The sequence below is a fragment of the uncultured Thiodictyon sp. genome (assembly GCF_903946935.1).
In the GTDB taxonomy this organism is placed as follows: Bacteria; Pseudomonadota; Gammaproteobacteria; order Chromatiales; family Chromatiaceae; genus Thiodictyon.
Genome location: NZ_CAJAXH010000137.1, coordinates 12,559 through 33,024, shown reverse-complemented (window position 1 = coordinate 33,024; position 20,466 = coordinate 12,559). Strand labels below are relative to the sequence as shown.

Annotated in this window: 24 protein-coding genes; 17 read left to right on the top strand and 7 right to left on the bottom strand. The window is 65.9% G+C overall.

Annotation, left to right across the window (positions count from 1 at the left end):
• Nucleotides 1-4 precede the first annotated feature (4 nt).
• From rpmJ to QZX93_RS12050, 10 genes are all read left to right on the top strand, one after another.
• Nucleotides 5-118, top strand: a complete 114-nt coding sequence (gene rpmJ / locus QZX93_RS12095; protein WP_295386775.1) for a 50S ribosomal protein L36 — start codon at nucleotides 5-7, stop codon at nucleotides 116-118.
• An 83-nt stretch (nucleotides 119-201) separates the two neighbouring features.
• Complete coding sequence (rpsM, locus tag QZX93_RS12090) at nucleotides 202-558, top strand: 30S ribosomal protein S13 (protein WP_295386772.1); 357 nt, start codon at nucleotides 202-204, stop codon at nucleotides 556-558.
• A gap of 37 nt (nucleotides 559-595) precedes the next feature.
• Nucleotides 596-985: a 30S ribosomal protein S11 gene (gene rpsK / locus QZX93_RS12085; RefSeq protein ID WP_295386769.1), complete on the top strand. Its 390-nt coding sequence runs from the start codon at nucleotides 596-598 to the stop codon at nucleotides 983-985.
• Between the two features lie 14 nt (nucleotides 986-999).
• Nucleotides 1,000-1,620 (top strand): 30S ribosomal protein S4, encoded by a 621-nt coding sequence (rpsD, locus tag QZX93_RS12080; protein ID WP_295386766.1) that lies wholly within the window; start codon nucleotides 1,000-1,002, stop codon nucleotides 1,618-1,620.
• A gap of 25 nt (nucleotides 1,621-1,645) precedes the next feature.
• Entirely contained in the window at nucleotides 1,646-2,659 is a 1,014-nt protein-coding gene (rpoA, locus tag QZX93_RS12075) for a DNA-directed RNA polymerase subunit alpha (protein ID WP_295386763.1), read from the top strand.
• Nucleotides 2,660-2,680: 21 nt separating this feature from the next.
• Nucleotides 2,681-3,070 carry a 50S ribosomal protein L17 gene (gene rplQ / locus QZX93_RS12070; protein ID WP_295386760.1) on the top strand — a complete coding sequence of 130 codons (390 nt, stop codon included), beginning with the start codon at nucleotides 2,681-2,683 and terminating at the stop codon, nucleotides 3,068-3,070.
• Between the two features lie 145 nt (nucleotides 3,071-3,215).
• Nucleotides 3,216-3,941 (top strand): SAM-dependent chlorinase/fluorinase, encoded by a 726-nt coding sequence (locus QZX93_RS12065; RefSeq protein WP_366760258.1) that lies wholly within the window; start codon nucleotides 3,216-3,218, stop codon nucleotides 3,939-3,941.
• A gap of 13 nt (nucleotides 3,942-3,954) precedes the next feature.
• Complete coding sequence (locus QZX93_RS27355; protein ID WP_366760256.1) at nucleotides 3,955-4,383, top strand: FeoA family protein; 429 nt, start codon at nucleotides 3,955-3,957, stop codon at nucleotides 4,381-4,383.
• A gap of 20 nt (nucleotides 4,384-4,403) precedes the next feature.
• On the top strand, nucleotides 4,404-6,758 hold the full coding sequence (feoB, locus tag QZX93_RS12055) for a Fe(2+) transporter permease subunit FeoB (RefSeq protein ID WP_295386754.1): 2,355 nt from the start codon (nucleotides 4,404-4,406) through the stop codon (nucleotides 6,756-6,758).
• 2 nt (nucleotides 6,759-6,760) lie between these two features.
• Nucleotides 6,761-7,003, top strand: a complete 243-nt coding sequence (locus tag QZX93_RS12050; RefSeq protein ID WP_295386751.1) for a FeoC-like transcriptional regulator — start codon at nucleotides 6,761-6,763, stop codon at nucleotides 7,001-7,003.
• 61 nt (nucleotides 7,004-7,064) lie between these two features.
• Here the strand turns inward: QZX93_RS12050 and QZX93_RS12045 are convergent, their stop codons facing one another.
• The 4 genes from QZX93_RS12045 to QZX93_RS12030 form a co-directional block, all read right to left on the bottom strand.
• Nucleotides 7,065-7,904 (bottom strand): DnaJ domain-containing protein, encoded by an 840-nt coding sequence (locus QZX93_RS12045; RefSeq protein ID WP_295386748.1) that lies wholly within the window; start codon nucleotides 7,902-7,904, stop codon nucleotides 7,065-7,067.
• 51 nt (nucleotides 7,905-7,955) lie between these two features.
• On the bottom strand, nucleotides 7,956-8,816 hold the full coding sequence (locus tag QZX93_RS12040) for a hypothetical protein (protein WP_295386746.1): 861 nt from the start codon (nucleotides 8,814-8,816) through the stop codon (nucleotides 7,956-7,958).
• A 54-nt stretch (nucleotides 8,817-8,870) separates the two neighbouring features.
• A complete protein-coding gene (hisF, locus tag QZX93_RS12035) occupies nucleotides 8,871-10,472 on the bottom strand; it encodes an imidazole glycerol phosphate synthase subunit HisF (RefSeq protein ID WP_295386742.1) in 1,602 nt (533 codons plus the stop codon).
• 214 nt (nucleotides 10,473-10,686) lie between these two features.
• Entirely contained in the window at nucleotides 10,687-11,031 is a 345-nt protein-coding gene (locus tag QZX93_RS12030; RefSeq protein WP_295386739.1) for a hypothetical protein, read from the bottom strand.
• A 402-nt stretch (nucleotides 11,032-11,433) separates the two neighbouring features.
• Here QZX93_RS12030 and QZX93_RS12025 point away from each other — a divergent pair, with 402 nt between their 5' ends.
• The 4 genes from QZX93_RS12025 (at nucleotide 11,434) to QZX93_RS12010 (ending at nucleotide 13,940) form a co-directional block, all read left to right on the top strand.
• Nucleotides 11,434-11,793, top strand: a complete 360-nt coding sequence (locus tag QZX93_RS12025) for an Hpt domain-containing protein (protein ID WP_295386736.1) — start codon at nucleotides 11,434-11,436, stop codon at nucleotides 11,791-11,793.
• 70 nt (nucleotides 11,794-11,863) lie between these two features.
• A complete protein-coding gene (locus QZX93_RS12020) occupies nucleotides 11,864-12,448 on the top strand; it encodes a CoA pyrophosphatase (protein ID WP_295386733.1) in 585 nt (194 codons plus the stop codon).
• A gap of 83 nt (nucleotides 12,449-12,531) precedes the next feature.
• Complete coding sequence (locus tag QZX93_RS12015) at nucleotides 12,532-12,849, top strand: ATPase (protein WP_295386730.1); 318 nt, start codon at nucleotides 12,532-12,534, stop codon at nucleotides 12,847-12,849.
• A gap of 8 nt (nucleotides 12,850-12,857) precedes the next feature.
• Nucleotides 12,858-13,940 carry a V-type ATPase subunit gene (locus QZX93_RS12010; protein WP_295386728.1) on the top strand — a complete coding sequence of 361 codons (1,083 nt, stop codon included), beginning with the start codon at nucleotides 12,858-12,860 and terminating at the stop codon, nucleotides 13,938-13,940.
• Nucleotides 13,941-14,270: 330 nt separating this feature from the next.
• On the opposite strand, the gene QZX93_RS12005 is transcribed toward QZX93_RS12010, so the two are convergent.
• A complete protein-coding gene (locus QZX93_RS12005; RefSeq protein ID WP_295386725.1) occupies nucleotides 14,271-16,766 on the bottom strand; it encodes an FtsX-like permease family protein in 2,496 nt (831 codons plus the stop codon).
• Between the two features lie 181 nt (nucleotides 16,767-16,947).
• Nucleotides 16,948-17,637: an ABC transporter ATP-binding protein gene (locus QZX93_RS12000; RefSeq protein WP_295386722.1), complete on the bottom strand. Its 690-nt coding sequence runs from the start codon at nucleotides 17,635-17,637 to the stop codon at nucleotides 16,948-16,950.
• Here QZX93_RS12000 and QZX93_RS11995 point away from each other — a divergent pair.
• Both QZX93_RS11995 and QZX93_RS11990 read left to right on the top strand, forming a co-directional pair.
• Nucleotides 17,636-18,274, top strand: coding sequence for an arylesterase (locus tag QZX93_RS11995; protein ID WP_295386719.1), 639 nt, complete (start codon nucleotides 17,636-17,638; stop codon nucleotides 18,272-18,274). The genes QZX93_RS12000 and QZX93_RS11995 overlap by 2 nt on opposite strands.
• 104 nt (nucleotides 18,275-18,378) lie before the next feature.
• Nucleotides 18,379-19,506 carry an FAD/NAD(P)-binding oxidoreductase gene (locus QZX93_RS11990; RefSeq protein ID WP_295386716.1) on the top strand — a complete coding sequence of 376 codons (1,128 nt, stop codon included), beginning with the start codon at nucleotides 18,379-18,381 and terminating at the stop codon, nucleotides 19,504-19,506.
• A 257-nt stretch (nucleotides 19,507-19,763) separates the two neighbouring features.
• Here QZX93_RS11990 and QZX93_RS11985 read toward each other — a convergent pair whose 3' ends face one another.
• Entirely contained in the window at nucleotides 19,764-19,970 is a 207-nt protein-coding gene (locus QZX93_RS11985) for a hypothetical protein (RefSeq protein ID WP_295386713.1), read from the bottom strand.
• 255 nt (nucleotides 19,971-20,225) lie between these two features.
• Between QZX93_RS11985 and QZX93_RS11980 the strand changes: the two genes are divergently transcribed.
• Nucleotides 20,226-20,414, top strand: coding sequence for a CPXCG motif-containing cysteine-rich protein (locus tag QZX93_RS11980; protein WP_295386710.1), 189 nt, complete (start codon nucleotides 20,226-20,228; stop codon nucleotides 20,412-20,414).
• Nucleotides 20,415-20,466: the final 52 nt, after the last annotated feature.

Below are 20,466 nucleotides of genomic sequence, written 5' to 3'. Positions count from 1 at the left end.
GAGAATGAAAGTACGTGCATCGGTCAAGAAACTGTGTCGCAACTGCAAGGTGGTGCGTCGCAAGGGTGTCGTGCGGGTTATCTGCAAGGATCCCCGACACAAGCAGCGTCAAGGTTAACCATCGGCTGGTTGACTTAGGCCAGACTTCTGTTATGATACGCGGTTTACCGCTCCGCATTCAGGATTTGAGGGTTCCGAGCCATGGCCCGTATAGCCGGCGTTAACATCCCAGAAAAAAAGCACACGGTGATCGCGTTGACCGCGATCTTCGGTATTGGCCGGGTGCGGGCCGGTGAAATCTGCGACGCCGCGGGCGTGTCGCGGGTGACCAAGGTCCAAAGCCTCTCGGAAGAGGAAGTGGACAAGCTTCGCGTCGAGGTTGCGAAGTTCACCGTGGAAGGCGATCTCCGTCGCGAGATCTCAATGAACATTAAGCGCTTGATGGACCTCGGCTGCAACCGCGGCATCCGTCATCGTCGCGGGCTGCCGTTGCGTGGCCAGCGGACCCGTACCAACGCCCGGACCCGGAAGGGACCGCGGCGCCCCATCAAGCGTTAAGGCCGCGCACATGATGCGCCCCGGCTGGTAAAGGCGAATGGCTAAACCGACTCGTACCGTAAAGAAGAAGGTCCGTAAGCAGGTTGCGGATGGGGTTGCCCACATCCACGCATCCTTCAATAACACCATCATCACCATCACCGATCGTCAAGGGAACGCCTTGGCGTGGGCGACCTCTGGTGGCTCCGGGTTCCGCGGGTCGCGTAAGAGCACCCCGTTTGCCGCCCAGGTAGCGGCCGATAAGGCCGGGCAGGCCGTTAAGGAATACGGCGTGCGCAACCTGGATGTGAACGTGAAGGGCCCCGGCCCCGGCCGGGAGTCCGCGGTGCGCGCACTCAATAACGCCGGTTTCAAGATCACCAGTATCACTGACGTGACACCGATCCCCCACAACGGCTGTCGGCCGCCCAAGAAGCGGCGCGTCTGAGGGAGCAATAAATCATGGCACGTTATACAGGCCCAACCTGCAAACTGGCGCGGCGCGAAGGCACCGACCTGTCTCTCAAGAGCCGGGCGCGCGCACTCGATACCAAGTGCAATCTGGAGAAGCAGCCCGGCCAGACGGGCGACCGTCGGCGGCGCGTCTCCGATTACGGCGTGCAGTTGCGGGAAAAGCAAAAGGTCCGTCGGATCTATGGGTTGTTGGAGCGTCAGTTCCGCAACTATTACACCAAGGCGGCCCAGTCGAAGGGTGCAACCGGTGAGAACCTGTTGCAGATGCTGGAGCGCCGTCTCGATAACGTCGTGTTTCGGATGGGCTTCGGCTCCACCCGGGCCGAGGCGCGGCAGCTCGTCTCGCACAAGTGCATCCTCGTCAACGGGCGGGTGGTGAATGTCGCGTCCTATCCGGTGGGTCCCGACGACGCCGTTGAGGTGCGGGAAGCGGCCAAGAAGCAAGTGCGTGTACAAAACGCCCTGGCCTTGGCCGAACAGTACGGCTTTCCCGATTGGGTCGAGGTCGATGCCAAGGGTCTGAAGGGCGTTTTCAAACGCGTCCCGGATCGTTCGGATCTGCCTGCTGACATCAATGAGTCGCTGATCGTCGAGCTGTACTCCAAGTAAGGAGTGTTTTCAAAGGGGGTACCGAATGACTGAAGCTATCGGCGAGTTTCTTCGTCCGCGGATCGTTCAGGTCGAACCGGTCGACGGCAGCCTGAATCATGCGCGGGTGTCCCTGGAGCCCCTGGAGCGGGGTTTCGGGCACACCCTGGGGAATGCGTTGCGGCGCATCCTCCTGTCGTCCATGACCGGCTGTGCCGTCACTGAGGTGGAGATCAACGGTGTGCTTCACGAGTACACCACCTTGGCCGGGGTGCAGGAGGATGTGCTTGAGATTCTTCTGAATCTCAAGAACTTGGCGATTACGCTGAATGGTAAGGACGAGGCCACTTTTGCGTTGAGCAAGAAGGGGCCAGGGGTCGTGACCGCGGCGGATATCGACCTTGGGCATTCCGGCGCCATTGCCAACCCAGGGCTGATCATCGCGCATATCACCACGGACGCCGAGTTGAGCATGACGCTCACCGTGCGCCGCGGCATTGGTTACGAGCCCGCAACCCAGCGCGATGTGGAAGGGGCCGAAGACCGTCCTATCGGCAAATTGCCCTTGGACGCCTCGTTCAGCCCGATGCGCCGGGTCGCCATTGAGGTGCAGTCGGCGCGTGTGGAGCAGCGTACCGATCTGGATCGGTTGGTCATCGATTTGGAGACGAACGGGACCATTGATCCGAAGTCCGCCATCCAGCGGGCGGCCCAGATACTGCGCGATCAATTGGCCAGTTTCGTCGCCTTGGAGGGTTCGGCGCCGGATGACGATGCCGCTGCGGAGGCGCCGGCGGCGCCGGCAATCGACCCGATCCTGTTGCGTCCGGTGGACGATCTGGAGTTGACGGTTCGCTCTGCCAACTGTCTCAAGGCAGAGAATATCTATCTGATCGGCGATTTGATTCAACGCACTGAAGTGGAGTTGCTGAAGACGCCTAACCTTGGTAAGAAGTCCCTGACCGAAATTAAGGACGTACTTGCCACTCGTGGTTTGTCGCTGGGGATGCGGCTAGAGAACTGGCCCCCTGAAAATATCGACGAACTCAGCATTCGCTAACTGTTACCGGAATCACGGACCATGCGTCACCGCAAAGCCGGAAGGCACCTCAATCGTACCAGTTCGCATCGCCAGGCGATGTTCAGCAACATGGCGGCCTCCCTGTTCCGGCACGAACTGATCAAGACTACCCTGCCCAAGGCGAAAGAGTTGCGGCGGGTGGCCGAGCCACTGATCACCCTGGCCAAGATCGACTCGGTCCACAAGCGTCGCTTGGCCTTTGCCCGGCTCCGCGACAAGGAAGTGGTCGGGAAGCTCTTCTTGGAATTGGGCCCGCGTTACCAGGCGCGTCCTGGCGGGTATCTCCGCATTTTGAAATGCGGCTTTCGTGCCGGCGATGCGGCGCCGATGGCCTATGTCGAGTTGGTCGACCGGCCGGAACGCGACACGACGGCGGCTGACGAAGACTGACGCCGTTGAGTTTGGCGTCGGGAGTGCAAAAGCCGGGCTTATGCCCGGTTTTTGCATTGGGTCTTGGCGTGAGAAATTGCCGGACTTAGGATTCAGAATGGCCGCCCGTTCGTCTATTGCTCAAGCCCCTACCATCGAGCGAATCGTGCTGGTCACCGATTTTGGTGCAGGCATCTATGTCGGCCAGGTGATGGCCCGGCTATCGGCTCTGGCCCCGGGGCCGCCGATCATCGACCTGGTGCATGACCTGCCGCCCTTTCGTCCGGATTTGGCCGCCTATCTCCTGCCGGCCCTGGTGCGCGACCTGCCGCGCGCGACACTGTATCTGTGCGTGGTCGACCCCGGTGTGGGCGGCGAGCGGGCTGGGCTGGTCCTTGCTGCCGGGGGGGACCTGTTCGTTGGTCCGGATAACGGCTTGTTGAGCCAGGTCGCGCGGCGCGCCGTGCGACCGCGTTTGCGCCGGATCGACTGGCGGCCACCACGAGGGGCCTCGCCGAGTTTCCACGGCCGTGACTGGTTCGCCCCGGTCGCCGCCGCCCTGTGCCGGGGGGAGACCCCGGCGCTTACCGAACTGGATGTGGGTACACTCATTGGTGCGGACTGGGCGGACGACCGGCCCGAAGTCGTGTATGTCGATGGCTACGGCAACCTGATGTCCGGGCTGCGGGCGCAGGGCTACCCGCCCACGGCGCAACTGATCGCGGCCGGGCGGACCCTGGGGGCGGCCCGGACCTTTTGTGACGTCCCGCCCGGACAGGCGTTCTGGTATGAGAACGCCTTGGGGCTGGTCGAGATCGCGGTCAACCAGGCGCGCGCCGATGTGGTGTTGGGGCTTGGGCCTGGCGATCCGGTGACATTTGCATCGGGGTGATTCCGCGTTTAAGATGCGAATCATTCTCGTTACCCATCGGCATCCGCCTGCCATCATGCTCAACTTCAACACTGTCTGCCCTGATTGCCCCGGCCCCGGGGGGTGTTGCCACGAGGTGTCCAGTTCCGGGGTGCTGGGGACGCTGGCCCGCTCGCTCTGGTCCGCGCTCCAGCGCAGCGGCCCCGCTGAACCCATGGACGTGTCGCCTCAGACCACGCTCAAGGCCTTGCGGATCGGGCAGCGCGGCCGGGTGAAGGGTTTTGAAGAGGGGGGGCGGGCCTATCGGCGCAAACTACTCTCCATGGGGCTGACCCCGGGGGTGCAATTTGAGGTGTTGCGGGTAGCCCCCCTGGGCGACCCGGTGGAGGTGCGGGTGCGCGGTTCAAACCTCAGCCTGCGTCGCGACGAGGCGGCGGCCCTGCGGGTAGAGCGCCTGGCCTAGATAGCTGATGAGGGCGCCCGATGAACAACCCGCACAAAGAATTTACCATCGGCGTCGTTGGCAACCCCAACTGCGGTAAGACGACCCTCTTCAATGCCCTGACCGGTTCCCGCCAGCGCGTCGGTAACTGGCCTGGGGTGACGGTCGAGCGCAAGACCGGGCGCTACCATTTCGGCGGTGCAGACTTCAACCTGGTGGACCTGCCAGGGACCTACTCGCTGGACGTGATCGCGGCCGGGACCGACGAGGACGTGTCGCTCGACGAGCGCATCGCCCGCGACTTTGTGCATGCCCGTGAGGCGGACCTTATCCTCAACATCTTGGATGCCTCCAGCCTGGAGCGCAACCTCTATCTCACCACCCAACTGATCGAGATGGGTCGTCCGCTCGTGCTGGCGCTGAACATGATCGATGTCGCCCGCGATCATGGCCTGCGCATTGATGTGGCGGCCTTGGCGGGGCGGCTTGGCTGCCCGGTGGTGCCGGTCTCCGCGGCCGACGGCGAGGGCATCGAGCACCTCAAACTGGTGGTCCTGGAGGCCATGGATGCCCCGCCCGTGGCCAGTGCGCAGCTTACCTATGGTGACACCCTGGAGTCGGCCATCGCCGTCCTCCTGCCGCGGCTGACGCCGATTGCGGCGGCCGCCGGGGACCCGCCGCGCTGGCTCGCCTCCCGGTTGCTGGAGGGTGACGACCTGGTGCGCGACCTGGTGGGGGAGGCGGTGAGCCCCGCCGAGGTGCGTGCGCTGCTGGGCGCGGAGGTGGACGATGTCGATATCCTGCTCGCCGATGCCCGCTATGGCCTGGCCCATGGGTTGACTCAGGCGGTCGTGACTCAGACCGGGCGGGCGTCGCGCGACCTCTCCAACGCCATCGATTCGGTCATGCTCAATCGGGTGCTGGGCATTCCCATCTTTCTCGCCGTGATGTATGGACTCTTCATGTTCACCATCAACATCGGTGGGGCCTTCGTCGACTTTTTCGACCGCGCCGCGGCGACCCTGTTCGTCGGCGCAACCACCCAAGTCCTGACCGGCCTGGGTGCGCCCGGCTGGCTGATCCTGCTGCTGGCCGATGGCATCGGCGGCGGCTTGCGGGTGGTCGCGACCTTCATCCCCATCATCGGCTTCCTCTATATCTTCCTGTCGGTGCTGGAAGACTCCGGGTACATGGCCCGCGCTGCCTTCGTCATGGACCGCTTCATGCGCGCCATCGGTCTGCCCGGCAAGTCATTCGTGCCGCTCCTGGTCGGCTTCGGCTGCAACGTGCCGGCGATCATGGCCACCCGCACCCTGGAGAACCAGCGCGACCGCATTTTGACCATCCTCATGGCCCCCTTCATGTCCTGCGGGGCGCGCCTGCCGGTCTATGCCCTGTTCGCCGCCGCCTTCTTCCCGGTGGGCGGGCAGAATGTGGTGTTCGGGCTCTATTTGATCGGCATCGCCGTGGCCGTGCTGACCGGCTTTATCATGAAATTCACCTTGCTCAAGGGCGAGAGCACCCCCTTCGTGATGGAGTTGCCGCCCTACCATCTGCCGACGGTGAAGGGTGTGGTCCTGCGGACCTGGGAGCGTACCCAGGGGTTCGTGGTCGGGGCCGGGCGGGTGATCGTGCCCATGGTGCTGGTGCTCACCGTGCTCAACAGCCTGGGCACCGACGGCAGCACCGGCAACGAGGGCAGCGAGCGCTCGGTACTGGCCGGGCTCGGCCGCGCCACCGCCCCGGCCTTTGCGCCCATGGGACTGAACGCCGACAACTGGCCCGCCACCGTCGGTATCTTCACCGGGCTGTTGGCCAAGGAGGCCGTGGTCGGCACCCTCGATGCCACTTACTCCGCCCTGGCGGTCACCGACGCGGGTGGGCGGGCCCCGCAGCAACCCTATAGCCTCCTCGGCGGCCTGCACGCGGCCCTGCTCACCATCCCGGCCAACCTGGGTAAGGCCCTGGGCCACTGGGGCGATCCGTTGGGGCTGGAACTGGGGAACCTGAGCGATGCCGAGGCGGCCGCCGAGCGGCAGGCGGTCAAGGCCGGCACCTTCGGGGCGATGGCGGCGCGCTTCGACGGGGCGGCGGGTGCCTTCGCCTACCTGCTGTTTATCCTGCTCTATTCACCCTGCACGGCGGCCATTGCGGCCATCTGGCGGGAGACCGCACCGGGCTGGACCCTGTTTGCCGTGGCCTGGACCACCGGCCTCGGCTATGGCATCGCCACGGTCTTCTACCAGAGCGCCATCTTCGGGCGTGACCCGGCCAGTTCGGCGGCCTGGATCGCGGCGATGGTTGGCCTGTTCCTCGCCGTGGTCGTCGCGATGCGCTTGCTGGCCGACCGCGCTGGACCGCTGCGGCCCGCGCAACCTGTCGTCAAAGGGGCCTGACTATGATTCTGTCCGAACTGACTGGCTACCTGGCCCAGCACCGACGCGCGCCCCTGATCGATCTCGCCACCCACTTCGACGCCAGCCCCGACGCGCTGCGCGGGATGTTGGCGACCCTGGAGCGCCGCGGTCGGGTACGCCGGATCGCCAATGGTGCGGCCTGCGGGAGCGGCTGCGGCAAGTGCGACCAGTCACAGGTGGAGACCTATGAGTGGGTGAGCGCCGGGCCGGCACGGGCGGACTGAGCGCCGTAGCGCTTGAGTGCTCTGACGGTGTTGAGTGACGTTGACGAGAACGCGTCCGCCATCAATAGCTCGATGTGTCCTCCTGGTATTTGTCGTACTGGCGACGGGTCATGTTCATTTCTGCCGCCTGTTTATCCTTCACCACCTCGATTGTCCGATAAATTTCATCCACCCTGCGCTGGGTTGCCTCGGCTTGGTCAAGTTCGTCCGTATGCTTTCTCTCGGCCGCTATTTCACTTGCCCTGATGGCTTGATCTTTTTCTTGTATTGTCATACCGCGATCTGTCTCAGTCACTTCTGCCGCGGTCTGTTTATCTCTCCGTTCCTGTTCGCTCTTTAGTGCTTCGTTTTGCAGTCGCCGGTTTTCGACTTCCAGTCGTTGTGCCTCTAATTGGAGTGCGGCGATTTCGTCGGCGCTATCGCGCCCTTTGCCCCTTGTCTCTGGCCCTTTGCTTTCCAGGTCCTCATCTGACTCAGGTACCGCGCTCTGGTGGTCCCGGTGGCTGGTCTCGCTGGCTGTAGTGGCGCTTGATGGGCTCTTGTGGGCAGCTAGCAGGTAGCCGATAGCGAAGACTGGGGCAAGTGCGGCGAGCAGAAATAACAGGGGTTTCTTTGCAAACGAGAAGGACTCGGAAAACAGGCCGCCGGAGTCCTGGGTTCGCCGCCGGTCTCGCCGCGCTTCATCATTCCTGATCCGCTCGTCATAGGCTGTTCGCTCGTCGGGGTCGGATAACACCGCGTAGGCCCGTGCGATGGCATCGCGTCGCAAATGCTCTGTCTGATTGCCTGCTGCCTGATCGGCTTGCGGTTGCCATCCCGCGCGCAGCCTCTGGTAGGATGCGTCGATCGCTTCTTTGCTGGCCAGTGCGCTTACTTCCAAGATGTCATATAAGGTTTTCATTTGAATGCCCTCGTTGATTCTACAAGGAATGTTTTGGTTTAGCCTTCGTCCTTAGAGCCGCTCCACCACGCCGGTCAGCAGTCGGGTGGCCAGCGCATCGCGCAGCGGGATCAACAGGATCCGGTTATTGGGAATCGAGGCGGCGGCGATGGCCACGTCCGGGTCGACCCCCATCTCGCGCAGGTAGCGAAAGGACTCGGCCACATAGAGCTGGCCGCCCTCGTGGCTGCTGTAGCGGCCGGGGACATGGCTTTGATGGATGCCGAGCCGGGCGTTGTGGGTGGCATAGCGTTCGCTCCCGCCGGCCAGCACGTCGATACAGGCAGACACACAGGTCTGATCGACCGCCGCGCGCAACCCATTGGCCCGCAGATATCGCCCGAGCTTACGCGCCTCAAACACCGAGCCGCCGGGACTGTTGATGATGAGTCCGACCGCCCGCCGGGTCCGTAGTTCCCGGATGACCCGGTCGGCGAATCCCTTGGTGATCTGCGCACTCACCCGCAGCCAGACGCTACGCGACTGGCCGCTCTCCTCGAAGCGCACCAGGGCTGGGGCTATCTGTGTGAGTGCTGCCAGGCGATTGCAGGCCGCTACGGCGCGTCGCCCCAAGGCGGCGCCGTTTGAGTGGTAGCGCTGGACCAATTGGTTGGCCCGCGTAACCACGGCCTCCAGTGAGAAGTCGAAGCGCCGCGCGGCGTTCAACACCGTGGCGTCGGTCACTGATTTGTCGGCGGTCTGCGCGACGCGCAACAGGTGGCAGGCGGCCATCTCGGACAGCATCTGATCCCGGTCCAGTTCGCTTGGCGCCGCCCCGGGGTCGAGCCCCGCGCCGCCGCCCACGGCGCAGCCGGCGAGCAGCAGGCCGAGCGCCAGCAAGGTCAATAGGATTCGGACACTCAGATACCGCAAGCTTCCGCTCTCCACGCCGACTGCACCAGGGCGGCCCGCCCGGTTCGGCGGGTCCTAGGCCCGGGTCTCGATCCCCTGGGCCCGCAGATGGGTCTTGACCGCCTCAATGGGTACCTCGCGCCGATGGAAGATGCCCGCCGCCAGGGCCGCCTCCACGCCGGTGGCGGCAAAGACCTCGGAAAAATGCTCCACCCGTCCCGCCCCGCTGGAGGCGATCACCGGTATATTGACCGCCCGCCGCACCGCTTGGATCAACTCCAGGTCGAAGCCCGCCCCGGACCCGTCACGGTCGATGCTGTTGACCAGGATCTCACCGGCGCCCAGGTCCTCACAGACCCGTGCCAGTGCGACCACGTCCAGATCGCGCCCCTCGCGCCCACCCTTAACCGTACACTGGAACCAGCAGAAACGCTCGCCCGCAGGCCCCGGGGTGGCGGTCTCGACGGTGAAATGCCGGGTCGCCGCCGGGGAGTCGACATAAACACGGCGGGGATCGATGGAAATCACCACCGCCTGGTTGCCGTAGACCCGGGCGATCTGCTCGATCGAGCTGGTGCCGTCCTTGCCGCCCCGCGCCAGGACCTCGAGCACCGTCTCCACCGCGTCCGAGCCGATCGAGACCTTGTCTGCGCCGGAGCGGAAATAGGCGTGCGCCACGTCCAAGGCCGACTGGTGCCGGCCTTGGGCGTCGGTGAATGCGCGGATGCCACCGCCGATGGTGAGCGGCACGAAGACCCGTTCGGAGGTGCGGCGCAGCACCTCCATCATGGGTTGGTCGTCGAGCGGGAAGTCCCGGAAGGCGGTGATATTGAGGAAGGCGACCTCATCGGCCCCCTCCGCATAATAGCGTGCGGCAAGGTCCACCGGCTTGCCCAGGTTACGCACCTCGCCGCCCTCGTCCCGATCGCGGACATCGTACTGGTCGCCCTTGGTTACCACCAGGTCGCCCTGGTCGTTGGCGCGTACGTCCAGGCACGCAATGATGCGCTTGGCCAGGCGGGTCGGTGTCGCGGCGCCCTCTCGGGCGGCCGCAGACCGCTCGACCGGCTCCTCCCCGGCCAGGAAGTGCTTGAGCACCTTGAGCCCCGCCGCCCCGCTCTTCTCCGGGTGGAACTGGACGGCCGATACCCGCCCGCGGCTCACCGCACTGAGGAAGGGTCGGCCATAGTCGGTGGTCGCGAGCCGCCAGTCCGCGTTCTGCGGGCCGGGCTCGGCGCGGTAGGAGTGGACGAAATAGAATTTCTCGCCCTGATAGTCGGCAAACAGTGGCGAGGGGCGCTCCACTCGCACCCCGTTCCAGCCCATGTGCGGAACCGAGAGCGTCGGGTCATCGAAGCGCCGGATGAGCCCCGGGATCAGCCCGAGCCCCGCCACGCCCGGCGACTCTTCGCTCCCCTCAAACAGCGTCTGGAGTCCGATGCAGATCCCTAAGAAGGGCCGCCCGGCTGCCAGATAGTCCTTGAGCGGCTCCACATAATCCAGCCGGTGCAACCGTTCCATGGCCGCCCCGAAGGCGCCGACGCCGGGGAAGATCAGGCGCTCCGCCTTGAGAATATCCCCCGGGCGTTCGATCTGCGTGAGTTCGAACCCCAGGGCGTGGATGGCGTTGCGCAGGCTGCGGACATTGCCGGCGCCATAGTCCAGAAGGGAGATCATGCGAAGGTTCCGGGCAGTGATGAGGTACCGATGCCGAGGCACCTGGTGCGGGCCCGGCCGTTCGGGCCTAGTGTACCCGTTCGGCTGGCCATTCGGTCCGCTCCTTCGCGTCGCTGCAACCCGTTTGCAACGATGTCCGCGGACCTCGTCACGAACGGTCGCCTGCGTAACGGGTAGCCGCGCCCACCGCGCATCCCTCGCTTGCTGAACTGGGTCAGCTCCCAGTCGACGAGGACGATGAGTCCTTCTGGCGTTTGCCCTCGCAGTAAAAGCCGCCGCGCGGAAACCGCGTCCCATTCGTGTTTCGGGCGTCAGGATGGAAGCCGGTGGCACGGGTGAAATCGGCCTGTTGGCATACCGCATTACCTTCGGCCTGACGCCCAGGCGGCACTTTTCCGAAGGTGGTCGAATTATCCCAGAGGCGACCGTCTTTTCCCGCGACGAGCCGCGGTGGGATCGCGCCCGGGCTTTCGCCAGGTCCGCCAGGCATGCCAACGCAGCCGACCAGTAGTGCGGCGACGCAGCCAAGAATGGGTAAGGTGTTTTTGGATTTCATCACGGCGTTGATTCCTCAAGGTCTTGAGCGACTCCGTGAATCCGACAGAACCAGGGAGTCAGACACGAAACGTGAAAGATAAGGAATGCTACCCCCTCCCACCCCGCCTTCGCGCAATCGCAATAGTCAGATCCTAAAGAGGATTATTTCCTCTGTAGGGGGTGTGGAAATCAGCCTGGAAGCGTCACGCCTCAGTCGTGCGAACGACCGCGACGGATGCAACCCCATTGTAGCGAGGGCACGCTGGCACGGCAACCATGGTCGTGCGCGTGCCGCGCCGCGCCGATCCGGTCCTAACCGGTGGATGGCCTGCCACTCTATAATAGGGTTGCTGCATGTACATCTGGACTGTCCCGTGCTCTCCCCTTAGAGTGTTTGCAGACTCATACCGCCAGGAGCCTAACCTTGGAACACCATTGCGTCACCGCCAGTCTCTCCCCGCTCCCCGCGCGGGACCCCGTGGCGGCCTTGGCCGTCGCCGGGGGCGACGCGGACTTGGCCGCCGAACTCTTTGCCGCCCTGTTGGCGGGTTTGCCGGATGAACTCGCGGCGTTGCGTGCGGCGGTGACCGCGGCCGACTGGGATGGGCTCGCCGAACACGCGCACAAGGTCCGTGGGGCCACGCGCTATTGCGGCGTGCCGGCGCTGGACGAGGCCACCGAGTCGCTGGAGCGTGCGGCCCGTGGCGGCGACCCGGTGCGGATCGCGACCAGCTTCGCCAGCCTGGAGGCCGAGGCCGAGCGCGTGCGGCAGTCCGGGGGCTGAGTTTCGCGGACCCATTGTGGATAGATGGTTGATACCCGCTCGGCTGACCTGTGAGCGGATTCGCGAACGGTTGAGCCCAGGCGCTTGCCACGACGGCCCGCTGGCAGAGTGCCCGGGGATCATCGCCGCGCCGACCGCCAAGGCCCAACGCGCCGCCGTGTTGTTGCCGCTCTATTGCCGGGATGGGGCCTGGCACCTGGTCTTCATCCGTCGCGCTGTGCATGCCCATGATCGGCACAGCGGCGAGGTCGGGTTCCCGGGTGGGCGCTGGGAGGACCGTGACCCGGACAGTACCGCGACCGCATTGCGCGAGGCGCAGGAGGAGATCGGCCTGCCGCCCGAGCGGGTCCGGGTGCTGGGGCGGCTGCGGCCCCTCTACACCGTCAGCCAGTTCCTGGTCACCCCGGTGGTGGGCGAGATCCCCTGGCCCCAACCATTGCGGCCCGAACCCCGAGAGGTCTCGCGCATCTTCAGCATCCCGCTCGCCTGGCTCGCTGCCCCGCGCCATCATCGGGTGCGCCCCTACCCGGCCCCGGGGCACCCCCAGGCGCGCGACCTGATCTTTTTCGACGAGTACGACGGCGAGCTCCTGTGGGGCGTCACCGCGCGCATCACGCTCGATTTTCTGGGGTGCCTGACGGGGCCCGGACCCTGATTCAAGCGCGCTGCCCGCGCAATCTTCCGAACCTTGTCGTAAGGTAGGCCGATCCTGAGCAACCGGTCGACGAGGTATCCGCGATGGAAGACACCCTGCAACGCCTGTTGGCCGCCGAACTGCGGGCGGAGCAGCTCGCCAGTGAGGCGGAGCAAGCGCAGGAGCGCCTCATCCAGACCGCCCTGGCGGACGCCAAGGCGGAGAACGAGCGCTTCAGTGGGCGGCTGCCCGAACTGCATCGCTCCTTTATCGCCCGGGCCGAGGAGCGGGCGGACCTGACCATTGCCGAGTTGCGCCGCCGCTACGACGAGCGCCATGTGCAGTTGCGCGACCAGGCCGAACAACGTGAGGATCAGGCCCTGGAGGCCGCCTTCCAGGTCATGATCGACCCCAGCCGCTAGGTGATCGTATGCGCCCCGCCGCCCACGCTTATCTGAACACGCGCGTCTCGGTGATGGCGACGCGTCTGTTCGATCCGGACACCATCGGGCGGCTGTCGCAGATGCCGTTGCCGGAGCTGGCCGAGCGCTTCGGACTGGCCCCGCTGCTGGATGAGCACCAGAGTGCCAAGAGCCGTGGTCGCGCCATCGAACAGACCCTGATCCAGTTGCTGCTCGCCGAATTGCAGGTCCTGGTGCGGCCCATGAACGCCATGGAGCGCTCACTGGTGCTCGCCTGGGGTCGCAAATACGCCCTGTTCAATTTGAAGACCCTGATCCGCGGCAAGCTCTATGACCTGGACCAGCAGGTGATCCGCGACAGCCTGTTCGACCTCCAATCATTCATCCGCCTACCCGATGAGGAGATGCTGCGCGCCGAGAATGTACTGGAACTGCTGCGCCAACTGGAGGCTGGGCCCTTACGCCTGATCGCCCGTCAGGCGCGCGAGATCTACGAGCAGCGGCGCGAGCCCTTCGCCCTGGAGGCGGCGATCGACCAGCGCTATTACCTGGGTCTGGCGCGCCAGCTCACGCAGTTTCATGACGCGAGTCGGCACCCGCTGCAACAGCTGATCGGTGCTGAACTGGACCGGATGGCGCTGCTGTGGCTGCTGCGTTTTCGCTTTTCATACCAGCTCTCACCCTCGGAAACCTTCTACCAGCTGATTCCGTCGATGCGCCTGATGCACCGGGAGCGCCTGCTGGCACTCGTGAATATCGAGACCTTCGCCGCCGTGTTGGCGGCCCTGCCGCCGCCGCTCGACACACTGAGCGTCGACTGCCGCACGGTCATCGATGTTCAGCGGCACATGGGCCGCTATGTCGCCCGTGAGGCCACGGCGCTGCTGCGCCACAGCGCGTCCGGCGTGACGCGCGCCTTGGCCTACCTGATGCGGCGCGAGTCGGACCTTTTTCTGCTGTTTGCCCTGATCCAGGGGCGCCTCCTGAACCTCTCCACCGAGGTGGTGGATATTGCGCTTGAGATCACGGAGCCGACCTGCCCCTGGTCGGGCAGTCGTGCCGGGACGGTGGTGGCGCGCAAATTGAAGTGACGTTCGATGCGGCTGTGGTGGATGCCTGCCTGCGGATTTTCAATGAACAGGGGTACGCGATTGAAGATTAGCGCAGCGAAGCGCAGATCCCGATACCATTCGTAGCACTATAAAAACGCCGATGTCACGCCAAGGCGCCAAGCTCGCCAAGGTTTTTCAGTGCGTTATCAGCCTTGCGCCACTTAGCCGGAGGGTGATCTGGAGAGTGGCTCTACCCGATTGTATTTCTTGGCGAGCTTGGCGCCTTGGCGTGAGCAATTTCCGGGTTTTAGGATGATTAGGAGTCGGGGCGTCCCGCCCCGGCGCTATCGCTATCATCGCGCAGCCGACTCACCCCGCCTGGCGCAAGGTCTGCAATGGCGGGCGGATCAGCAGCGGATAGGTAGCGAGCGTCCCGGCCAGGCCGATGAGCAACCCAGAGCCCAGCACTCCGGTGAGCCAGAGCGCCGGGTTGAAGCCGAATTGCAGCCCGAACAGCCGCTCGGCCAGCAGCCAGCCGGTGAGCTCCGCAAAGATCGACGCGAGCAGGCCGGCGAGCAGTCCGGTGGCGGTGAACTCCACCGCCAGGCTGCCGAGCAGGGCGCGCCGCCCGGCGCCCAGGGTGCGCAATATGCCGTGCTCGGTGCGCCGCTCCGCCAGGCTCGCCTGGATACCGGCGAACATCACCAGCATCCCGGCGGCCAGGGTGAAGAGGAACACAGTTTCCACCGCGAGCACCCCGCGCTCCACCACCGCGCGCACCTGTTTGAGCAGCGCATCGACATTAAGCAGGGTGACGCTTGGGAAGTGCCGCACGAGCTCCGGGATCATGGCCTCGCGCGCGTGCGGCAGGTGGAAGCTGGTGATATAGGTGGCCGCCTCCGCGCCCAACAGCGCGGGTGGGGAGACGACGAAAAAGTTCACATTGAAGCTGTCCCAGCGGACCTTGCGTAGGCTGGTCACCGGGGCGGCGACCTCATGGCCGGAGATAAAGAAGGTCAGCCGATCGCCGAGTTTGATGCCCAAGGTCTCCGCCAGTCCCTGTTCCACCGAGAACGCCGGCGCGCGCGTGCCGCTGGGCCACCACTCACCCGCGGTGATGCCGTTGTCGGTCTGGAGCCGCTCGGCAAAGCTCAGGTTGAACTCGCGGGCGGCCAGGCGTTCGGCGCGCGGGTTCTCGTAATCCGCTGGGTTGATTGGTCGGTCATTGATGCGGGTGAGGCGCCCGCGGATCATCGGGAACAGCTCCGCCTGGGCGATCCCCTGCCCGTGCAGGAAGGCGCGCACCGGCTCCACCTCCTGGGGCTGGATGTTGACCAGGAAGTGATTGGGTGCGCCCGGGGGCAGGCCCTCCTGCCAGGTCTTGAGGAGATCCACCCGCACCACCGCGAGCAGCAGCAGGGCGAGGATGCCGAGCCCGAAGCCGGCGATCTGCAGCACTGCGAAGGTCGGCCGCCGGGTCAGGGCCGCGAGCCCCAGTCGCCAGACCCCGCGGGCGCGCCCGGCGAGCTCGCGGGCCAGCCGCACCAGCGCGAGCACGGACAGGACCAGGGTGCCGACGGTGAGCGCCACGCCCCCCAGGAGCTTCCCGGCGAGCTCCGCGTCGCGCGCCTGCCACAGGATCAGCAGCGCCAGCGCCAGCGCCGCCCCCAGCACCGCGAGCGCCGCGGAGGCGCGCGGTGTCCCCAGGTCGCGACGCAGGGCGCGCAGGGGCGAGACCCGGGTGAGTTGCAGCAAGGGCGGCACCGCAAAGCCCAGGAGTGCGATCATCCCGGTTGCCACCCCCACCGCCACCGGCCGCCAAGAGGCCGGCGGCAGGTCCGCCCCGAACCACTCGGCCACGGTCGCCACCAAGGCGAGCTGCCCGAGCCAGCCCACCAGACAGCCCACCAGACTCGCCATGAGTCCGAATAGCGCCAGGCGCAGCACGAAGACCCGCATCAGCAGGTGCCGCGGTGCGCCCAGGCAGCGCATGATGGCCACCGCGTCTATCTGGCGCTCCACCAGCCGCCGACTCGCCAGCGCGATGGCGCTGCCCGCCACCAGCAGCGTCACCAGGGTCGCCAGGTGCAGGAAGCGCGATGCACGGTCCAGTGCGGACTCGAACTCGGGGCGGGCGGTGCGCCCGTCCACCAGGGTCAGGTTGACCGGCAGGCGGGGCTTGAGCCAGGCGGAATAGGCGTCCACCGCGGCGAGGTCGCCGGCGAGCAGCAGGCGATGCTTGACCCGGCTCGCTGGGCTGACGAGGCCGGTGGCGGGCAGGTCAGCCGCGTTGATCAGCACCCGCGGGGCGAATTGGAAGAGCCCCCCGCCGCGATCCGGCTCATAGCTGAGGATGGCGCCGAGGCGCAGCCGCGTCTCGCCCAGGCCGACCGCGGCGCCGAGCGGCTCTCCCAGCAGCCGCAGCAGGCGCGCCTCCACCCACACCTCGCCGCGCGGCGGCCCCTGCTCGACGGTGCGCTCCGGGGCGGTGAATCCGTCCTGCACCCGCAGCCGGCCACGCAAGGGATAGGGTGCATCGGCCGCCTTCACCTGGACCAGTTGCGGGCCCTCGGTGCCCATGACGACACTGGGAAACTCCAGCGTGCGGGCCGCGACGAGCCCGCGGCGCGTGGCCTGTTCCAGATAGTCCTGGGGGGGCGGCGAGGAGCCGTCGATGGCCAGATCGGCGGCGATCAGCTCCCCGCCCTGACGGATCATGCCGGTCTCGATGCGGTCGGTGAAGAAGCCCACCGCGCTGATGGCCGCCACCGTCAGGATCAGGGCCGCGCCCAGCATATAGAGCTCGCCGCTGCGCCAGTCCTGGCGCAGCAGCCGGCGGGTGATTCGCCATGTCGATGTGGCCATCAGTGACCCCCGCAAAACCAGTTTTCACGCCAAGACGCCAAGACGCCAAGGTGATTGCGTGTGTGCCCAGCCTTGGGCGATTTACCCAGCGTCTGTTTAAGTGAATGCAGGGGCTGCGTTGTTTTTCTTGGCGTCTTGGCGTCTTGGCGTGAGCCATTGGCGGACTTAGGTTGAGCGCGGTTCATTGGATCGCCTCTAAGGCCCCATCGTGCATCCGCAGCCGTCGGTCGCAGCGTTCCGCCAGGCGCGGATCGTGGGTGACTAGCACCAGCGCGGCGCCGGACTCGGTGCGCAGGTCCAGCAGCAGGTCGATGATCTGCTCGCCGGTCGCCTGGTCCAGGTTGCCGGTCGGCTCGTCGGCAAACAGGACCGCCGGGCGCGGGGCATAGGCGCGGGCGATCGCCACGCGCTGCTGCTCGCCGCCGGAGAGTTGGCGCGGGTAGTGGCCGGCGCGCGGCGTCAGGCCCACCCGTCCCAGGGCCTCGTCCGCCCGGCTCGCTGCGTCCGCGTTCCCGGTCAGCTCCAACGGCAGCAGGACGTTTTCCAGAGCGGTGAGGGTGGGCAATAATTGGAAGCTCTGGAACACGAAGCCGACCCGCCCGGCGCGCAGCTCCGCCCGGCCGTCCTCGTTGAGGTCGGTCAGCGGTTGACCGCAGAGCCAGACCTCGCCGAAGCTTGCGCTGTCGAGCCCGGCCAGCAGCCCGAGCAGGGTCGACTTGCCGGAGCCGGAGGCACCGAGGATGGCCACCGCCTCGCCGGCCTGGACCTGGAGGTCGAGCCCCTCCAGGATGGTCAAAGTACCGCTGGGGCCGGTAACATGTTTGCCCAACCCCTGGGCCCTGGCTACGACTGCGACCGGATTGACTGTCATGATGCGCCTGATGTGGATTGCCTGTTTGACCTTGAGCGCGGCGTTGCCGCTGCCCGCCCGCGCCGCGGCGCCGGCGATTCTGGTTCTGGGGGACAGCCTGAGCGCTGCCTATGGGATCGCCTTGCAGGACGGCTGGGTGGCGCTGCTCCAGCGGCGTCTCACGGAGCGCGGTCTGGACTTTCGGGTGGTGAACGCCGGCATCTCCGGGGACACCACCGCCGGGGGCCTGGCCCGCCTGCCCGAGCTCCTGGAGCGCCACCGCCCGGCCATCCTGCTGATTGAGCTCGGCGCCAATGACGGACTGCGCGGCCTGCCGCCGCCGCTGATCCGCCAGAACCTCACCGAGCTGGTCCGGCTGGGGCAGGCGGCCGGCAGCCAGGTCTTGCTCATCGGCATCCAGTTGCCGCCCAATTATGGTGCGGCTTACAACAAGGTCTTTCAAGTCGTGTTCCAGGGCGTGGCGGGCGGGGCCGGGGTGCCGCTGGTGCCCTTGCTGCTCGCCGGGGTGGACGAGGACTTCGCGCTGATGCAGGCCGACGGGCTCCACCCGGGCGCTGCCGCCCAGCCGCGTATCCTCGACAACGTCTGGACGACGCTCGAACCGCTGCTCGCGACCGCCAAGCCGCCGGCCGACTGAGGCGCCCGGCCGGCTGCGCGATTCATCAAGGACCGGGCACTGTGCATGGCGCTACAATCCCCCGCGTCGGCCCTGCGGCCGCCCTGTAAGGCCCGGAGGCCCCCATGCATCGCATCACCATCGTCGGTACGGGCTTCGGTGCCCTAACCGCAGTCAAACAACTGCGCGCCTCTGGCGTGAGCGCCGACCTCACGGTCGTCAGCCCCCGGCCTGAATATGTCTATTACCCCGGTCTCATCTGGGTCCCGAGTGGACTGCGCACCGGTGAGGACCTGCGCATCGATCTGGCGCGTTTCTTCAAGCGCCAGCGGGTCAATCATGTCGCGGCGGAGGCCACCGGCCTTGCCAACGGCGGCCGGACCCTGGAGACCAGCGTCGGCCCCATCAACAACGACGGCCTGATCATCGCCAGCGGCGGGCGCTTCATCAAAAAACTCCCCGGGATTAAGCACGCCATCACCCCCTGCGAGGGCATCGCCGCCGCGTTGGCCATCCGCGACCGGGTGCGGGCGATGGACGGCGGCACCATCGCCATGGGCTTCGCCGGCAACCCCAATGAGCAGAGCTCCATGCGCGGCGGGCCCATGTTCGAGTTCCTGTTTGGCATGGATACCCAACTGCGCAAAGAGGGGCGGCGCGAGCGCTTCAAGCTCGTCTTCTTCACCCCGGCCGAGCGCCCCGGCAATCGCCTGGGACCCAAGGCCGTCGACGGCCTGCTCAAGGAGATGGCCAGGCGCGACATCGCGACCCATCTGGGCCACAAGCTCAAGGGCTTCAGCGAGCGGCAGGTGACGACCGAGGGCGGCGCCTTCGACGCGGACCTGATCCTCTTCATGCCCGGCATGACCGGCAACGCCTGGTTCGACGCGACCGACCTGCCGCGCTCCCCCGGCGGTCTGCTCCAGGCCGATGCCCAATGCCGGGTGCCGGGTTTCCCGCGGGTCTATGTGGCCGGCGATGCGGGCAGCTTCCCGGGGCCCGATTGGATGCCAAAGCAGGGTCACATGGCGGATCTGCAGGCGCGCGCCGCCGCCCGCAACCTGGCTGCCGAGTTGCAAGGCCAGGAGCCCACCGCGACCTTCCGGGTCGAGCTACTCTGTATCGTCGACACGAATGACAGCGGCATGCTGGTGGGGCGCACCGAGCGGTTCAATATCGTGTTGCCCTCCATGCGCCTCTTCCATTGGCTCAAGCGCGCCTTCGAGTGGTGGTATTTGCGGCAGTTTCGATGAGTCGGTCGAGGTCATTCGTTCGGCCCGCACAGCGGACCCGGGCGTTGATTGAGGTCGCGCAAGCCGTAGGGTCCGCTACGCGGAGCAACAACCTTGCCCTTCGCGCGGTGGCCGGAATTTTGATCAAGTCCCCCCTAGGGTCTTGATCGCCATTCCGGCCGGGACGCCGGAATTTGGATCTGGGACGGCAACCTCTCAGCCGCCGCGCACTTGCAGGTCTAGCAAAGGTCCCGCACTCGCTCAGTCCTCGCCATCGCTCAAATGTCACGATAGAGCTGCGACCCGTTGTCGTGGAAGGCGCTGACCAGCATCTCGGTGATCGCCATCGCGTCGAGATCGGCGCGGGCGGCGGCCGCGGGGCGTATCCCCTTGACGCACCTGGTACCCACTGCAAGCGCGATCGGCGCGGGACGGGTCTTCGTGGCAGTACGTGAGCTGGGGCAGTGAATGGGGTAGGTATACATCGGCTGATCCTCAGGGCTGTTTCTTTGTCAGTGGGCGGCGCTTGGTGCGACCTTGGGACACAGCATAACGGAGGCCGGTTAGAGGTTATCTGAACGCACCTGTCAGCAAATCGTCAGCGTGCTCTTTCACCCTGGGCCCGGGAATTGCTCAGGCCAAGGCGTCAAGCTCGCCAAGAAATACAATCGGCGCTCAGTCTCTTGAGCGGTGACGCGCGGGCGACACCAGACACTACTTTGGTGCTATGGGAGGTGACTATGCTTGAAGAACGGCGCGTGGAGTGTCCGTATTGCGGCGAGGCGTTCGCTAGCCTGGTGGATTGTTCCGGGGGTAGTCAGCGCTACATCGAGGATTGCCCGGTCTGCTGTCGGCCGATTGAGTTCCAGGCCGAGGTGGACGGGGCGGGCGAATTGATTGGCCTGATGACTCACCGCGATGATGATTGACCATCAGTCCAGCCGGCGGCGGTGATAGCGACCGGTCGCGGCCTGGCGGCCG

Excerpts from the sequence above, each read along its gene's own strand:
- QZX93_RS11995 (WP_295386719.1), top strand. The coding sequence starts at position 17,636 with ATGATGCGCCTGATGTGGATTGCCTGTTTGACCTTGAGCGCGGCGTTG.
- rpoA (WP_295386763.1), top strand. The coding sequence starts at position 1,646 with ATGACTGAAGCTATCGGCGAGTTTCTTCGTCCGCGGATCGTTCAGGTC.
- QZX93_RS11980 (WP_295386710.1), top strand. The coding sequence starts at position 20,226 with ATGCTTGAAGAACGGCGCGTGGAGTGTCCGTATTGCGGCGAGGCGTTC.
- rpsK (WP_295386769.1), top strand. The coding sequence starts at position 596 with ATGGCTAAACCGACTCGTACCGTAAAGAAGAAGGTCCGTAAGCAGGTT.
- QZX93_RS12050 (WP_295386751.1), top strand. The coding sequence starts at position 6,761 with ATGATTCTGTCCGAACTGACTGGCTACCTGGCCCAGCACCGACGCGCG.
- QZX93_RS12015 (WP_295386730.1), top strand. The coding sequence starts at position 12,532 with ATGGAAGACACCCTGCAACGCCTGTTGGCCGCCGAACTGCGGGCGGAG.
- QZX93_RS11985 (WP_295386713.1), bottom strand. The coding sequence starts at position 19,970 with ATGTATACCTACCCCATTCACTGCCCCAGCTCACGTACTGCCACGAAG.
- QZX93_RS11990 (WP_295386716.1), top strand. The coding sequence starts at position 18,379 with ATGCATCGCATCACCATCGTCGGTACGGGCTTCGGTGCCCTAACCGCA.
- rpsD (WP_295386766.1), top strand. The coding sequence starts at position 1,000 with ATGGCACGTTATACAGGCCCAACCTGCAAACTGGCGCGGCGCGAAGGC.
- QZX93_RS12000 (WP_295386722.1), bottom strand. The coding sequence starts at position 17,637 with ATGACAGTCAATCCGGTCGCAGTCGTAGCCAGGGCCCAGGGGTTGGGC.
- QZX93_RS12045 (WP_295386748.1), bottom strand. The coding sequence starts at position 7,904 with ATGAAAACCTTATATGACATCTTGGAAGTAAGCGCACTGGCCAGCAAA.
- rplQ (WP_295386760.1), top strand. The coding sequence starts at position 2,681 with ATGCGTCACCGCAAAGCCGGAAGGCACCTCAATCGTACCAGTTCGCAT.
- hisF (WP_295386742.1), bottom strand. The coding sequence starts at position 10,472 with ATGATCTCCCTTCTGGACTATGGCGCCGGCAATGTCCGCAGCCTGCGC.
- QZX93_RS12005 (WP_295386725.1), bottom strand. The coding sequence starts at position 16,766 with ATGGCCACATCGACATGGCGAATCACCCGCCGGCTGCTGCGCCAGGAC.
- feoB (WP_295386754.1), top strand. The coding sequence starts at position 4,404 with ATGAACAACCCGCACAAAGAATTTACCATCGGCGTCGTTGGCAACCCC.
- QZX93_RS27355 (WP_366760256.1), top strand. The coding sequence starts at position 3,955 with ATGCGAATCATTCTCGTTACCCATCGGCATCCGCCTGCCATCATGCTC.
- rpsM (WP_295386772.1), top strand. The coding sequence starts at position 202 with ATGGCCCGTATAGCCGGCGTTAACATCCCAGAAAAAAAGCACACGGTG.
- QZX93_RS12010 (WP_295386728.1), top strand. The coding sequence starts at position 12,858 with ATGCGCCCCGCCGCCCACGCTTATCTGAACACGCGCGTCTCGGTGATG.
- rpmJ (WP_295386775.1), top strand. The coding sequence starts at position 5 with ATGAAAGTACGTGCATCGGTCAAGAAACTGTGTCGCAACTGCAAGGTG.